The sequence below is a fragment of the Pseudomonas sp. GM79 genome (assembly GCF_000282495.1).
Classification (GTDB): domain Bacteria; phylum Pseudomonadota; class Gammaproteobacteria; order Pseudomonadales; family Pseudomonadaceae; genus Aquipseudomonas.
Window position 1 is genome coordinate 80,820 of the sequence record NZ_AKJE01000059.1, and the last position, 14,949, is coordinate 95,768.

Annotated in this window: 14 protein-coding genes; 9 read left to right on the top strand and 5 right to left on the bottom strand. The window is 60.8% G+C overall.

Translation table 11 applies throughout. The annotated features are described in order from the left end of the window. Positions 1–116: 116 nt before the first annotated feature. Positions 117–395 (top strand): DUF1145 domain-containing protein, encoded by a 279-nt coding sequence (locus tag PMI36_RS12385; RefSeq protein WP_032830505.1) that lies wholly within the window; start codon positions 117–119, stop codon positions 393–395. Next, positions 388–1,146: a collagen-like triple helix repeat-containing protein gene (locus PMI36_RS12380; protein ID WP_008072769.1), complete on the top strand. Its 759-nt coding sequence runs from the start codon at positions 388–390 to the stop codon at positions 1,144–1,146. The genes PMI36_RS12385 and PMI36_RS12380 overlap by 8 nt, the downstream gene beginning before the upstream one ends. A 163-nt stretch (positions 1,147–1,309) precedes the next feature. Here the strand turns inward: PMI36_RS12380 and PMI36_RS12375 are convergent, their stop codons facing one another. After that, positions 1,310–1,774 carry a CopD family protein gene (locus PMI36_RS12375; RefSeq protein ID WP_008072771.1) on the bottom strand — a complete coding sequence of 155 codons (465 nt, stop codon included), beginning with the start codon at positions 1,772–1,774 and terminating at the stop codon, positions 1,310–1,312. A 99-nt stretch (positions 1,775–1,873) separates the two neighbouring features. Between PMI36_RS12375 and dinG the strand changes: the two genes are divergently transcribed. The 5 genes from dinG (at position 1,874) to pdxH (ending at position 9,892) form a co-directional block, all read left to right on the top strand. After that, positions 1,874–4,018, top strand: coding sequence for an ATP-dependent DNA helicase DinG (dinG, locus tag PMI36_RS12370; RefSeq protein WP_008072773.1), 2,145 nt, complete (start codon positions 1,874–1,876; stop codon positions 4,016–4,018). A 96-nt stretch (positions 4,019–4,114) separates the two neighbouring features. Then, the gene (locus PMI36_RS12365) at positions 4,115–6,637 is read left to right on the top strand and encodes a beta-galactosidase (protein WP_008072775.1); all 2,523 of its coding nucleotides are present in this window, start codon (positions 4,115–4,117) and stop codon (positions 6,635–6,637) included. A gap of 227 nt (positions 6,638–6,864) precedes the next feature. Further along, a complete protein-coding gene (locus PMI36_RS12360; RefSeq protein ID WP_008072776.1) occupies positions 6,865–8,010 on the top strand; it encodes an EstA family serine hydrolase in 1,146 nt (381 codons plus the stop codon). 112 nt (positions 8,011–8,122) lie between these two features. Next, the gene (locus tag PMI36_RS12355) at positions 8,123–9,220 is read left to right on the top strand and encodes an OmpA family protein (protein ID WP_008072778.1); all 1,098 of its coding nucleotides are present in this window, start codon (positions 8,123–8,125) and stop codon (positions 9,218–9,220) included. A 24-nt stretch (positions 9,221–9,244) separates the two neighbouring features. Further along, the gene (gene pdxH, locus PMI36_RS12350; RefSeq protein ID WP_008072789.1) at positions 9,245–9,892 is read left to right on the top strand and encodes a pyridoxamine 5'-phosphate oxidase; all 648 of its coding nucleotides are present in this window, start codon (positions 9,245–9,247) and stop codon (positions 9,890–9,892) included. Positions 9,893–9,897: 5 nt separating this feature from the next. Here pdxH and PMI36_RS12345 read toward each other — a convergent pair whose 3' ends face one another. Further along, on the bottom strand, positions 9,898–10,134 hold the full coding sequence (locus PMI36_RS12345; RefSeq protein WP_008072790.1) for a hypothetical protein: 237 nt from the start codon (positions 10,132–10,134) through the stop codon (positions 9,898–9,900). A gap of 169 nt (positions 10,135–10,303) precedes the next feature. Here PMI36_RS12345 and PMI36_RS12340 point away from each other — a divergent pair, with 169 nt between their 5' ends. Beyond that, positions 10,304–10,768 (top strand): glycine zipper 2TM domain-containing protein, encoded by a 465-nt coding sequence (locus PMI36_RS12340; protein WP_008072797.1) that lies wholly within the window; start codon positions 10,304–10,306, stop codon positions 10,766–10,768. A gap of 67 nt (positions 10,769–10,835) precedes the next feature. Here PMI36_RS12340 and PMI36_RS12335 read toward each other — a convergent pair whose 3' ends face one another. The 3 genes from PMI36_RS12335 to nhaA all read right to left on the bottom strand — a co-directional run bounded on the left by PMI36_RS12335 (position 10,836) and on the right by nhaA (position 13,629). Continuing rightward, entirely contained in the window at positions 10,836–11,090 is a 255-nt protein-coding gene (locus PMI36_RS12335; RefSeq protein WP_008072799.1) for a colicin E3-like toxin immunity protein, read from the bottom strand. 7 nt (positions 11,091–11,097) lie between these two features. Further along, positions 11,098–12,321: a colicin E3/pyocin S6 family cytotoxin gene (locus PMI36_RS12330; RefSeq protein ID WP_008072802.1), complete on the bottom strand. Its 1,224-nt coding sequence runs from the start codon at positions 12,319–12,321 to the stop codon at positions 11,098–11,100. A 120-nt stretch (positions 12,322–12,441) separates the two neighbouring features. Next, positions 12,442–13,629 carry a Na+/H+ antiporter NhaA gene (nhaA, locus tag PMI36_RS12325; RefSeq protein ID WP_008072804.1) on the bottom strand — a complete coding sequence of 396 codons (1,188 nt, stop codon included), beginning with the start codon at positions 13,627–13,629 and terminating at the stop codon, positions 12,442–12,444. Positions 13,630–13,877: 248 nt separating this feature from the next. Between nhaA and PMI36_RS12320 the strand changes: the two genes are divergently transcribed. Next, on the top strand, positions 13,878–14,949 hold a 1,072-nt coding region (locus PMI36_RS12320), incomplete at its 3' end, for a PLP-dependent cysteine synthase family protein (RefSeq protein WP_177319491.1).

Below are 14,949 nucleotides of genomic sequence, written 5' to 3' on the forward strand. Positions count from 1 at the left end.
GGTTGATCCGACGGCCAATTCGCGACCTTCGGGAAGAATTTTTTGCTGCCCTCTGGCTTATCCCGCGTGGAAGCCGTTACTGTGCGCGCAAAGAATAATTCTCAACGGGGGAGCGTATGAAGGTGTTTTGGGGGCTGGGGAAGTTGTTGACCCTGCTGTTCTGGTTGGTGGTGCTGGCCAATCTGCTCATACCGTTTGTTCATCCGTTTCACCTGCTGATCAATTTTGCAGGCACTGTGTTGGCAGGGCTCCATCTTCTGGAGCTGGTGTTCTGCAACCGCAGCCTCAAAGGTCGAGCCCATCCTTGGCGTGATCGCCTGAAGATTGTCTTTTTCGGCGTTTTCCACCTGCAAACCATTCCGGCCCCGGCCGCTTCGAAGGCCTCCCATGCGTAAACTCTGTCTACTCGCTGCATTTATCAGCCCATTGGCCTGCGCGCAGGTGGTGAGCGTCGAAACCAACTCGCTGATGCGCTTGCCCAACACCACCAGTACCTTGCAACTGGAACGGCTGGAAGTCGCCGATTACGGGACTTTGCTGATTCCCTCGAACGTGACCGAAGTGACGGTCGGCGAGCTGCACCTGGGACGCGACGCGCGGATTGCCATTGTGCCGAGCGAACAAGCTCTGGCGTTGAAGGTCAACCGTGCCGAATTGGCCGAAGGCAGTCAGATCACTGCACGTGGCGCGCCGGGGACATACCTCAAGGCCGCTCGCTCCGGGCGTAATCTGGATTTGCAGATCAAAACATTGAACGCGCCGCAATTGTCGGTTGACGCTCGCGGTGGCGCGGGTGCTCCAGGTTTTGTCGGCCTTGATGGGGCTAATGGTCAAGCACCGGGTTGTACCTGGGGCCAGGCCGGTCGCGGCGCCGATGGCAGTAATGGCAGTGACGGCCAGCCGGGCGCACCAGGGGCGCTGGTTCGGCTGGAAGTGCCGCGTGATTACCCTGCGCAGCAGATCAAGGTCGAGATTGCGGGCGGGGAGGGTGGTACGGCAGGGCCCGGTGGAAAACCAGGGGCGGGCGGCAAGGCCAAGGGCTGTATCGTCTATAAAGCCGATGGCGGCAAGAGCGGCCGCCCCGGTGCCGACGGTCAGCCGGGGCCTGCGGGAGTGGCGGGTTCGGTGACGATTCAGCGGTTGTAATAACGACCGAGAACCCCTGTGGCGAGGGAGCTTGCTCCCGCTGGGGCGCGAAGCGGCCCCAAAACCGGCGACCCTGTTCTTTCAGAATGAGCGCGGTGACTGGTTTACGACTGCTTCGCAGCCGAGCGGGAGCAAGCTCCCTCGCCACAGAGACTTACACTTCTCAGAACATCGGCCGAGCCGCCGCAATCGCCACCAGCACCAACCCGACCACCAGATTAATCCCCACCAACCGCCGAATCTTACCCAGCACCGCCGCACCCGTCGGCCAGTCCTGAGCCGCCACCGCCGTGCGCAATTCCGGCAGCATCAGCGCCTGAATCCGGATAAACAGCGCCGTCATCACCACATACAATCCCATCATCACCTGCACATACCGCGGCGCCGCTTCAAACCCCGCGAACTGCAGATGAATCATGCCCACGCCGCTGATCGGCAAAAGCACCACCGCGATCCAGACCCAGCGGAAAAAACCTTGAAACACTTCTACCCACAGCTTCAACCGGGCAGGGCCTTCCAGCGTCTTCATCGCCGCAGGGCGCAAGACCATCCAGGCGAAAAACATGCCGCCGACCCACACCAGGGCAGCGATGACATGCAGGGTATAAACGATGCCAAAAGGTGTCATTGAGGTACTCCGTTCTGCGCGGGATTGATTAGCGCGGTATGATAGCCGCCGATCCGAACCACTGAAAATTTATCCAGCATTTTTTGCGCCCGACAACCAATGATCAGCACCGAACTCAAAACCACGATCCAGGGCGCCTATTCGCGTTTTCTCGAAGCCAAGAGCCTCAAGCCGCGCTACGGCCAACGCCTGATGATCGCCGAAATTGCCAAAGTCCTCGGTGACATCGACACCGACGACGAAGGCCGGCGCAGTGGCGACCCCGCGATTGTCGCGGTGGAAGCCGGCACCGGTACCGGCAAAACCGTGGCCTACAGCCTGGCGGCCATCCCTGCCGCGAAGGCCGCCGGCAAGCGTCTGGTGATCGCCACGGCCACGGTGGCCCTGCAAGAGCAGATCGTCTACAAGGATTTGCCCGACCTGATGCGCAACAGCGGGCTGAATTTCAGCTTCGCCCTGGCCAAGGGGCGCGGGCGCTACATGTGCCTGTCCAAGCTGGACATGTTGCTCCAGGAAGGTCACGCGCAGACTGCCACCGCGCAGTTGTTCGAAGAAGAAGGCTTCAAGATCGAGGTCGATGAGGCCAGCCAGAAGCTGTTCACCAGCATGATCGAGAAGCTCGCCGGCAATAAGTGGGACGGCGATCGCGACAGTTGGTCGACGGCGCTGGAAGACGCCGACTGGGCGCGCCTGACGACCGATCACAGTCAGTGCACCAACCGTCATTGCCCGAACTTCGGCCAGTGCGCCTTCTACAAGGCCCGCGAAGGCATGGGCAAAGTTGACGTGATTGTCACCAACCACGACATGGTCCTGGCCGACCTGGCCCTGGGCGGCGGTGCGGTTCTGCCCGACCCGCGTGACACCATCTACGTGTTCGACGAAGGCCATCACCTGCCGGACAAGGCCATCGGTCACTTCGCTCACTACACGCGTCTGCGTTCCACCGCCGACTGGCTGGAAACCACCGCCAAGAACCTCACCAAATTACTCGCCCAGCACCCGCTGCCGGGCGATCTGGGCAAGTTGATCGAGCAGGTTCCGGAGCTGGCCCGGGAGATCAAGACCCAGCAGCAGTTCATGTTCAGCGCCTGTGAGCAAGCCGCCGACTTCAAGCCCGGCGAAGACGTCGAAGGTCGTGAGCGGCCACGTCACCGTTTTGTTGGCGGGGTGATTCCCGAGCACATGCGCGAAATGGGCATCGAGCTGAAGAAGGGCTTTGCCCGCCTGACCGACCTGTTCACCCGGCTCACCGACCTGCTCAAGGAAGGCATGGATGGCGAGGTCAACATCGGCATCGCCAGTAACCAGGCCGAAGAGTGGTATCCACTGTTCGGCAGCCTGTTGTCGCGCTCTTCGGGCAACTGGGAGCTGTGGACCGCTTTCACCGTCGAAGACCCGGAAGACAACCCGCCCATGGCCCGTTGGCTGACCCTGGCCGAAAGCGGTTCGCTGTTCGACATCGAGGTCAATGCCAGCCCGATCCTCGCGGCGGATATGCTCCGGCGCAATCTGTGGAACGTGGCTTACGGGGCGCTGGTCACATCGGCGACCCTGACCGCTCTCGGCACTTTCGACCGCTTCCGCATGCGTGCCGGTCTGCCTAAAACAGCCGTGACCGCCGTGGTCCCGAGCCCGTTTCATCACGCCGATGCCGGTGTGTTGCGGGTGCCGGACCTCAAAGCCGACCCGCGTGATGCGCCGGCTCACACCGCCGCGATCATCCGCGACCTGCCGCAACTGGTAGAAGGTTCACGCGGCACCCTGGTGCTGTTCTCCTCACGCAAACAGATGCAGGACGTGTTCGATGGTCTGGACCGCGACTGGCGCAAGCAAGTGTTCATTCAAGGCAACCTGTCGAAGCAGGAAACCCTGAATAAGCACAAGGCGCGGGTTGATGGCGGGGATTCCAGCGTGTTGTTCGGCCTGGCGAGTTTCGCCGAAGGCGTGGATTTGCCCGGTGCTTACTGCGAGCACGTGGTGATCGCCAAGATTCCGTTCTCGGTGCCCGACGATCCAGTCGAAGCGGCGCTGGCGGAATGGATCGAGGCTCGCGGTGGCAATCCGTTCATGGAAATCTCCGTGCCGGACGCCTCGCTGAAGCTGGTCCAGGCTTGCGGGCGCCTACTGCGGACCGAAGAAGACCGCGGCACCATCACCTTGCTCGACCGTCGTCTGGTCACACAACGCTACGGCAAAGCTATTCTCAATGCACTGCCACCATTTCGTCGTGAAATTTCCTGATGCACCGGTGGGCAAATAAGCCCACCGCGTTGTCTACCTCACTGCCACCGCTTTTCCACTGGCCCATTGATGGTCGCTTGGGAGATCCACGTTCCTATGATTCGCCGCTCGTTGCCCGCCGTTTTTGCCTTGATGTTCGCAGCCCCTTTGCTGGCGGCCCCTGCCGGCCAGCAGACGCTGTTCAACTTTGTGCGTCCCGCCGATGTGGTTCAGGTGGCGACCCAGGACGCCAGCCTGCCGCAATCCAACGCGGAGCAAACGGCCGAAGGCGAAGTGCTGCGCCGCGTGACCTTCAACCCGGTCGCCCAGCCGACGTTGCGTCTTACGCCGCAGACCGGTGCCTGGGACTGGTCGCAGTCGGGTGTCATGAGCCTGCGGATCCAGAGCGCGATGAACTGGGCCGTGACCCTGTACGTGAAAATCCAGAGCAACGACGGCAAGACCCTGGTCAGCCGTGTCGATCTGCCGGCCGGCCCGGCGCAAACCCTGCTGGTACCACTGCAGCCGAGTACACCGTTGAGCCAGGGTATGAAAGCCGGTCCGCCGATGCCAATGACCTTCGAGGGGCAGCGTGTATTGCTGGCCGACAGCACCGGAGAGCTGGATCGCAGCCAAGTGGTGTCAGTCACCTTGTCGATGGATCAGCCCAAAGTCGCCCAAAGCATCCTGCTCGAGCGCTTCGGCGTGCAGGATGGCGAGGCTGTCACCAAGGCCGCTTATGGCGGTCTGGTGGACGCCTACGGCCAATCGACCCGGGCCAAATGGCCGGAGAAGGTCAGCAGCGACGAGCAACTGAAATCCGCTGCGGCCAAAGAACAGCAACAACTGAAAAGCTGGCTGGCCGAGCGTGAGAAGCAGTCCCTGGACAAGTTCGGCGGCTGGACCAAAGGCCCTGCGTTCAAGGCCAGCGGCTTTTTCCGCACCGAAAAGCGTGATGGCCGCTGGTACCTGGTGACCCCCGAAGGGCATCCGTTCTATTCCCTCGGCGTCAACAGCGTGACCCCGGGCGCAAACCAGACCTACGTCGCCGGTCGTGAGTGGATGTTCGAGTCCCTGCCCAAACCCGACGAGCCCCTTGCCAGCTACTATGGCGAAGGCGACAACCGTGGCGGCAATGGCGCCGATCAGGGCCGAGCCTACAATGCCGGGCGCTGGTACGATTTCTATGGCGCCAACCTGCAGCGTCTGTATGGCGAGCCTTGTGCATCGGGCCGCGACACCAAGGCCGGTGTCGCCGAAGCGGCCAAGGCCGATGCGGCCGAGGCGATGACCGATAAGGCTGCCGAGCAATCAGCCGCTCCTGCGGCGACCGAATCCGTGGCTGGTGTTGCCGAAGCGGCCAAGGCTGGCGCCGTTGAAGCGTCAGTCGAAAAAGCGGCCGGGCAAACGGCCGCCGAACCCTGCAAAGTGGTTTTCGACGAAAAACGCTGGGCCAGCCACACCCTCGATCGCCTGCAAGCCTGGGGTTTCAATACCATTGGCAACTGGAGCGCACCGGTGTTTGGCAACGCTGACCGAGTGCCATACACCCTGCCGCTGTCGATCGTCGGCGATTACGCCAGCATCAGCACCGGCACCGATTGGTGGGGCGGCATGCCTGATCCGTTCGATCCGCGTTTCGCCATGGCCACCGAACGCGCCGTGGCCATCGCCGCCCGCGACCATCGCGACGATCCTTGGCTGATCGGTTACTTCGCTGACAACGAACTGGCCTGGGCCGGTCCCGGCGATGACCCGAAGGCCCGTTACGCGCTGGCCTACGGCACCTTGAAAATGACCACCGATGTGCCGGCCAAACGTGCCTTCCTCAAACAACTGCGTGACAAGTACCGCAACCAGGCGGGCCTTTCCAAGGCATGGGGTATTGATCTGCCGGCCTGGGAATTGATGGAAGACCCGGGCTTCGTGCCGCCGCAGCCGAGCGCCGAGTACCCGGAAATCGAAGCCGACTTCAAATACTTCCAGAAAGTGTTCGCAGACACGTACTTCAAAACCGTCTCTGACTCGCTCAAGTGGCATGCGCCGAACCAGTTGTTACTGGGCGGCCGTTTTGCCGTCAGCACCCCTGAAGCCGTTGAGTCCTGCGCGCAATACTGCGACGTGCTGAGCTTCAATATGTACACCCTGCAACCCCAGGACGGTTACGACTTCGCCAGACTGCGCAGCCTGGACAAGCCGGTACTGATCACCGAATTCAACTTCGGATCGGCGGATCGCGGCCCGTTCTGGGGTGGCGTGACACAACTGGCGAAAGAAGAAGACCGCGGCCCGGCCTACGCCAATTTCCTCAAACAGGCGATGAGCGAACCGTCGATTGTCGGGGTGCATTGGTTCCAGTACCTCGATCAACCGGTGACGGGTCGCCTGCTGGACGGCGAGAACGGTCACTTCGGGCTGGTGGGTATTACTGACCTGCCGTTCCAGGGCTTTGTCGACACGGTGCGCAAAAGCAATGTGCAGACTGTCGATCAACTCGGCAAAGAGGCCGAGAAGGCCAGGGCCGAGGCGGAAAAAGCCACCGGGAACCATGAAGGCGAGGGCGGCAAGCAAGGCGCTGCTGGCAAAGGTGCGGAGCACGGTACCGGCCATGCGGGTGGGCATTCGGGCAATGGTCATTAAGCACTGAGATCCCCTGTGGCGAGGGAGCTTGCTCCCGTTGGACTGCGCAGCAGTCCCATTCTGGGAATAGGGGGTCGCTCCGCGCCCCAACGGGAGCAAGCTCCCTCGCCACAGAGGCTCCTGATTAATTCCATGGGCGACCGCCCGGCCCGACCCTGTTCCCAAATCCCTCAAGGGCTGGAACAATGCGGGCCACTTTATAGAGCGTTTATCCGGGAGAGTTGTGGGTGCAGATTCAGGGTCATTACGAGCTTAAGTTCGAAGCGGTGCGCGAAGCTTTTGCAGCGCTGTTCGACGATCCTCAGGAGCGTGGCGCGGCGTTGTGCATCCGCATTGGCGGGGAAACCGTTCTCGACCTCTGGGGGGGGACCGCCGACAAGGACGGCACCGAAGCCTGGCACAGCGACACCATTGCCAACCTGTTTTCCTGCACCAAGACCTTCACCGCCGTGACCGCGCTGCAACTGGTGGCCGAAGGCAAGCTGCAACTGGATGCTCCAGTCGCTCGCTACTGGCCCGAGTTCGCTGCCGCCGGCAAAGAGTCCGTGACCCTGCGCCACTTGCTCTGCCATCAGGCCGGCCTGCCGGCCCTGCGCGAATTGCTGGCGCCAGAAGCACTTTACGACTGGCAGACCATGGTCGATGCCCTGGCCGCCGAAGCACCATGGTGGACGCCGGGTCAAGGTCACGGTTATGCGGCGATCACCTATGGCTGGCTGGTCGGTGAGTTGCTGCGTCGCGCCGACGGTCGTGGGCCGGGCGAGTCCATTGTGGCGCGGGTCGCGAAGCCTTTGGGGCTGGACTTCCACGTCGGCCTCGCCGACAAAGAGTTCCATCGCGTGGCGCACATTGCCCGCAGCAAAGGCAACCTCGGCGATGCCGCAGCCCAGCGCTTGCTGCAAGTGACGATGCGCGAGCCTACGGCCATGAGCACGCGGGCCTTCACCAACCCGCCGTCTATAATGACTAGCACCAACAAACCGGAATGGCGGCGCATGCAGCAGCCGGCCGCCAATGGCCACGGCAATGCCCGCAGCCTGGCCGGGTTCTACGCCGGTTTGCTCGACGGCAGCCTGCTGGAAAGCGAAATGCTCGACGAGCTGACCCGCGAGCACAGCGTCGGCGAAGACAAGACTTTACTGACCCGGACCCGCTTCGGCCTGGGTTGCATGCTCGATCAACCGGACGTACCCAACGCCACCTATGGCCTCGGCCCACGGGCGTTCGGTCACCCGGGCGCTGGCGGTTCCATCGGTTTTGCTGACCCGGAATACGATGTGGCCTTCGGCTTTGTGACAAATACCCTGGGGCCGTACGTCTTGATGGATCCACGAGCGCAAAAGCTTGTGCGAGTACTGGCCACTTGTCTGTAAATCACGCTTAAGGGGGCCAGGGCCGGAACCCGAAAGCCTTTGTGGTTTCAAAGCGCTGTTTATCCGGGCTAACCCGGTCTGATTCTTCATTACTTCATTTTGTGGATATCCAATGTCATCCAATAAAACTCTCGCCCTGGCCCTGTGCTTCGCTATCACCGGTTGCGCACAAACCCCACAAAATGACGCAGACGGCGGCAGCTGGTGGCCGTTCGGTTCATCCGACAAGGTTGCGACCAAAGAACCGGCCCCGGCCCCGCTGAAACCTGCTGCAACAGCCCCCGTCGCCAAGGCTGACAGTGCATCCCCTTGGTACTGGCCGTTCGGTTCCGATGATGCTGCCGACAAAGTGGCCAAACCGGACGTGAAACCAGACGTTAAACCTGAAGCCAAGCCGGCCGTTGCAGCCAAGGCTGAAGCCGATGCCGGTGGCAACTGGTGGTGGCCGTTCGGCGGCAAGGAGCAAAGCACCGCCAAGGCCGTGCCGATGCCCGACCCGAAAGTCACCCAGGCCTGGCTCGACGACTACGAACCGCGTCTGCGCGAGGCGATCAAGGACAGCAATCTGAAACTCGAGCGCCGTGAAAACGTGCTGGTCGTCACTGCGCCGGTAGAAGGCTCGTTCAACCCTGACCGTCCGGCCATGCTGCTGCCGGTGACCCTCGGCCCGTTCACCCGTGTCGCGAAAATCCTCGAAGTCGATCCAAAGACAGCCGTGCTGGTACTCGGTCACAGTGATACGTCGGGCGCCGCTCCGGCCAACGTGAAGCTGAGCCAGGAGCGCGCCCAGTCGGTGGCGGCGATCTTCCGTCTCAGCGGTCTGCAGCGTGATCGCCTGATGCTGCGTGGCATGGGTGGTGAGGCTCCGCGCGCCGCCAACGACAGTTCTGAAGGTCGTGCCTTGAACCGTCGCGTCGAGCTGTTGGTGACGCCGGCAAACACCATGGTCGCGTTGCTGAGCAAGTACAACATGCCGGCTCCTGCACCAGTGAAAACCATGGTCGCTGCGCAAGACATCAAGCCAGTGGCCAAGCCTGTGACCCCGGCGCCTGCTGCGAAGAAAGCGGCTGTGCCGGCGACGAAAAAGGCTCCGGCCAAGAAAGCGGCTGCCAAGGCTCCAGCCAAAAAAGCCGTGGTGAAAAAGACTGCGCCGGCCAAAGCCGCTGTCGACACCAAGAAAGTCGCTGTCGCCGATGACACAAAGAAGTGATTCGTTAACCAAAAGGAATGCGCCATGACCCGGCCCTTGGCAGATATGCGTCGCGACTACACCCGAGATGGCCTGACCGAGGCGCAAGCCCCGGCCGAGCCGTTCGCGCTGTTTCATCAGTGGTTTGCCGACGCGGTGAAAACCGAGCAGGTGCCGGTGGAGGCGAATGCCATGACGCTGGCCACCGTCGATCAGCAGGGGCGGCCGCATTGCCGCATCCTGCTGCTCAAGGGGTTGGACGAGCAGGGCTTCACCTTCTTCACCAACTACGAAAGCGACAAGGGGCAGCAACTGGCAGCCAATCCATTTGCGGCCATGACGTTCTTCTGGCCAGCCCTGGAGCGTCAGGTACGCATCGAAGGGCGGGTGGTGAAGGTCACGCCTGAAGAGTCCGACGCTTATTATCAGGTTCGTCCTCTGGGCAGCCGTCTCGGTGCCTGGGCCTCGCCCCAGAGCCGGGTGATCGCCGATCGCGGCGAACTGGAAGCGCTGCTCAAGAATACCGAGCAACGTTTCAGCGATACTCAGCCTCATTGCCCCGAACACTGGGGCGGTTATCGTTTGCTACCCGAGCGCATCGAGTTCTGGCAGGGCCGTCCGAGCCGTCTGCACGATCGCCTCAACTACCGCTTGCAAGGCACCGACTGGGTTCGTGAACGCCTGGCACCGTAAATAGCCTACCGATCGGAATACCCTGCCGCAGCGGCCGCCAGCCACTGAGGCAGGTCCCGCCGCTTGATCTTCTGCGTTTGAGCGTTCGCCAGTTGCTGGAGCATGAAGGCCCGTTTCTGTTCGTCTTTACCCGCCAGTGACAACGCCAGATCGCGGTCCATCCAGCGTTTGATCCGCACGTACAGCCACCAATGGAAGTACAAGCCGGCGACGGTCGTGACGACAATGATGAAGTAATCCATGAAAATCCTTGGGTCAGTGGCGCAGATTTTGTAATTTGGCGCTACTGTATGCCGAGTTCGATAAAGCGCCTGTATCGGGCCTGAATGAAACCAATTTTATCCGGGCAATGCCGTGACAGGCGTCAAGCTGCGGAGTTTAATGGATACCTGTCCTATGGAGTTTGATGCTATGCGTAAGTCTGTTCTACTGGTTGCTTCTTTTTCCACGATGGCGATGTTGCTCACTGGCTGCCAATCGAGCCTGACCGGTGACTCCTACTCCCGTGACGAAGCGCGTCGTGTGCAGACGATTCGCATGGGCACTATCGAAGCGCTGCGTCCGGTGAAAATCGAAGGCACCAAAACCCCGATCGGCAGCGTTGCGGGCGCAGCCGTGGGTGGTGTCGGCGGTAGCGCCATTGGCGGCGGTCGCGGCAGCATCGTCGCAGCGGTCATCGGCGCTGTCGCCGGCGGCCTGATAGGCTCGGCCGCCGAAGAAGGCCTGACCCGTACGCAAGGTGTTGAGATCACCGTGCGCGAAGACGATGGCAGCATGCGCGCCTACGTGCAGGAAGTTCAGCCAAACGAAGTGTTCCGCGTGGGTGAGCGGGTGCGGATTGCCACGGTTGATGGCACCAGCCGCGTTGCGCACTAATCGGAGCGAAGGGTAAAAGAAAACCCCGATCAGGTGCGCTGGTCGGGGTTTTGTGTTTTTGGGGGAATTACCATACTTGCCGATATCGAAATGCAACTTGGTAATCAAAAGCAGCAATATTGATCTTATGCTTGAACAGAGGCTGAAGCTTGGGTACCCACGCCGATAAAACGTCAAATCCACCGTCGTAGATCTCGCTTTCCGCCATCAGGCCTAATGCATTGATTACTGAACCGTCATCACCAAGATCAGCGGAGTATTCTTTGCCGGCTGCTATTTCCGTTTCTTTGTCATACCAGTCCAATCTGACCTTCAGTCCCATCTTGCCCTCACAAATACTTTTTAATGCTGCGGTTTTTTTTAGGCGGGTCTATTTGTTTGCCTGTTAGGTGGTCGAACGAGCCTAGATGACTTCCATCGCTTGCCCGATAAGCTTCCAGCTCTCCATGCAAAGAGTCCCATTCATAAATTGTTCGACCTTTGGCATCAATCCAGCGCTCCCGAAGTCCACCACCCCCTTGTCGTGGGGTTTTCTTCTTTGCTTCTTTCAAGCCCAAGAAACCAGTGATTTCCTCTGTTTCAGGTGCAGAGTGATAGTCGTGATCGGGGTTAGGGACCCGTCTTCCTGCAACACTCACCACAATATAAACCGGCAACACCCCCGAATCCGCCGGAAACACAAGAATGAAATCCTTGTACTCAGGCGGATACACCGGATTCACGATGATGCTGTCAGCCGCCTTCGTCGGTGGGTAAACCCAAATATGCGGCGCTTGCGGTGCGGCTTCCAGGGCGGGGATGCCGAGGATGTTTGAACCGTCCTCGGCCGGTGTCCAGATCAGCTCTATACCGTCCCCAAGATCAGCCACCTGCTGACTGCCGCGCAAGGTGAATTGCACGACATCGACCATCTCCCAGTCACGGTTTTTACCGGTGTAGAAACCGTATCCCTTGAGACTGCCGTCAGCCTGTTGCTCGACTCTGAGGCGTACGCGAGTGCGGGCCTGTTTAAGGGCGCGCAGTTGGTCTTCGGTGTAGAGCGAGCTGTCGCCAAGGCTCGACGGTATGACCAGGGCCACCAGGCCTGCCAAGGTAGCCGTGGCGGTGCTGGCGGCGACGGCGGGCAGTGCGGTGAACGCTGAGCCGGCTAGCGCAAAGCTGCCGAAACCCGCCGGAATCGCAGTGCCACTGATTTTCTTGAGCGGCACGACACCGCTTTCATCGGCCTCGCGAGCACCGAGCAGAACCAGTTCGCCGTAGTCTTTCAGACTGTCAGTCGGAACAACGCCAGAGGGATTGGTGTAGTCGATGATTGCATCGGGCAGTTTGCAGGACTTGGCGAATACGCAGCCCGCGCGGACAACATTGCCCTTTTTCGCAGCGACTTGAAGGCTGTCTTCGAAGGCCTGCTGCCGGGCGAGCATGGCGTCGTAGGCATTTTGCCTGGCATCGCGCTCGGCCAGTTCGGTGGCCGTCATGTAACGATGGGTGACGTGATGCCCGTCGCCTGACGGTGGGTTTTTCACCCGGGGGATGTCCTTGTGGCCAGCCACTGATTGTCCTTCGCTCGTCCATCGGCAACCCCTGAAAGAGGGGCTGCACGACGTTAACGAACGTGGCTAATCGTGGCTGTAGGACGAATCCTGAATGTCGCTAAGAGTGTTCTCTAGAGTTCAGGAAGGCAGTGCGGCGCTCTTGCGACTCGCTGCCGCCGTCACCGCATAACCGAGCAATGCCGCAAGTATCGAGCCGGTCAGAATCCCCATCCGATCCATCCCGGCGTATTCACTGGTGCCGGGCACGAAGGCCAGGGAACCGACGAACAGGCTCATGGTGAAACCGATGCCGCAGAGGATCGCCACACCCAGCACCTGGCCCCAGTTGGCGCCTTGGGGCAGGGCGGCGATGCCGATTTTTACCGCCAGCCAGGTCAGGCCGAACACGCCGACGGTCTTGCCCAGCAGCAGGCCGACGGCGATGCCCATCGGCACGTCGTGGGTGAAGCTTTCGGTGGTCACGCCGCTCAGTGACAGGCCGGCGTTGGCGAAGGCAAACAGCGGCAGGATGCCGTAGGCCACCCACGGATGCAGGGCATGTTCCAGGGTCAGCAGCGGCGAAGGCTCGGCGTTTTTCGTACGCAGTGGAATGCAGAAGGCCAGGGTCACGCCGGCCAGCGTGGCATGCACACCGCTCTTGAGCACGCAGACCCAGAGGATCAGCCCGATGATCATGTACGGCCCGAGCTTGACCACACCGAGTCGGTTCATTCCGATCAAGGCCGCGATACAGGCTGCGGCCAATGCCAGGGACAAGGTCGACAGTGCGCCGGAATAGAAGATCGCAATGATGATGATCGCGCCCAGGTCGTCGATGATCGCCAGGGTCATGAGGAACAGTTTCAGCGACACCGGCACGCGTTTGCCCAACAGGGCCAGTACGCCGAGGGCGAAGGCGATGTCGGTGGCGGTCGGAATGGCCCAGCCACTCAGGGCTGACGGGTTGTCGCGGTTGAGGAACCAGTAGATCAGCGCCGGCACCACCATGCCGCCAATCGCCGCCGCGCCGGGCAGGACGATTTGCGACGGTTTCGACAGTTGACCGTCGAGGACTTCGCGTTTCACTTCCAGGCCAATCAGCAAGAAGAACAGGGCCATCAAGCCGTCGTTGATCCACAGCAGCAGCGGCTTGGCGATTTTCAGCGCGCCGATCTGAGCCACCACGGGGGTGTCCAGCAGCCCGCTATAGAGCCACGACAGTGATGAATTGTTGATGATCAGGGCGAGAGCGGCCGCGGCGATCAATAACAGACCGCTGGCAGCTTCCAACTGAAAGAAACGCGTGAACGTGCTACGCAGAGGCAAGGTCGCTCTCCATTGATGAATTCAAAAGGTGGCACACCCTAACCCGTACCGTTAGTTGTTAAAACAAAAGTTATATTCTTTTTTGTTATATACCGTTACAACGTGGGCAGTCAGCAAAGGCCTGAGCCTAGCAGTTGCCGGACGTATTGGACCTCAGCTGTATCTGTGCATGATGTAGGTTCTTTCCTAAGCTTGTGGGCTGAGCCTTGCGACAAGGCCAACTCTTTGCCTGATTCAACGAGAAAACCATCATGAGCGACAACCGACAGTGGGCCCGCGAAGCCATCCGGATCATCGAAGCTGACTTCCAGCGCAGCGCCGATACCCACCTGATCCCCTTGCCGCTGCCGGGGTTGCCGGGCATCGAGTTGTATTTCAAGGATGAGTCGAGCCATCCCACCGGTAGCCTGAAACATCGGCTGGCGCGCTCGTTGTTTCTCTACGCCCTGTGTAACGGCTGGCTCAAGCCGGGTGCGCCGGTGATCGAAGCCTCCAGCGGTTCGACAGCGATTTCCGAGGCGTACTTCGCCCGGATGCTGGGGTTGCCGTTCATTGCAGTGATGCCCGCAAGCACGTCCAAGGAAAAGATCGCGCAGATCGCTTTCTACGGTGGCAAGAGCCATCTGGTGGACGATCCGACGCAGATCTACGCCGAGTCCGAACGCCTGGCTCGCGAGCATGACGGGCACTTCATCGACCAGTTCACCTACGCCGAACGCGCCACCGACTGGCGGGCGAACAACAACATCGCCGAATCGATCTTCCAGCAGATGCGCTTCGAGCAACATCCGGAACCGAGCTGGCTGATTTCCAGCCCCGGCACCGGAGGCACTACCGCGACGCTCGGCCGTTACGTACGCTATCGCCAGCACTGCACCCGCGTGCTGTGCGCCGATGCCGAGCGTTCGGTGTTCTTCGACTATTACCAGACCGGCGATGCCAGCTTGCGCCTGGATTGCGGATCACGGATTGAAGGCATTGGTCGTCCGCGAGTGGAAGCGTCGTTCCTGCCCAAGGTGATCGATGCGATGGTCAAGGTGCCGGACGCCTTGTCGCTGGCGGCCATGCACTATCTGGCGCAGCGTTTGGGTCGGCATGTAGGTGGATCAAGCGGCACCAACCTGATTGGCGCGCTGATGGCGGCGCAACAGATGACGGCGGCGGGGGAGTCGGGGTCGATCGTGGCGATTCTGTGCGATGGCGGCGAGCGCTATGCCACCACCTATTACGATCAGGTCTGGCTCAAGGCCCAAGGGTATGAGTTGAGTGGTTTGATGGATGCCGTGGCGGCGAGTGTCGAGCGTGGCGAGCCGGTGCCGG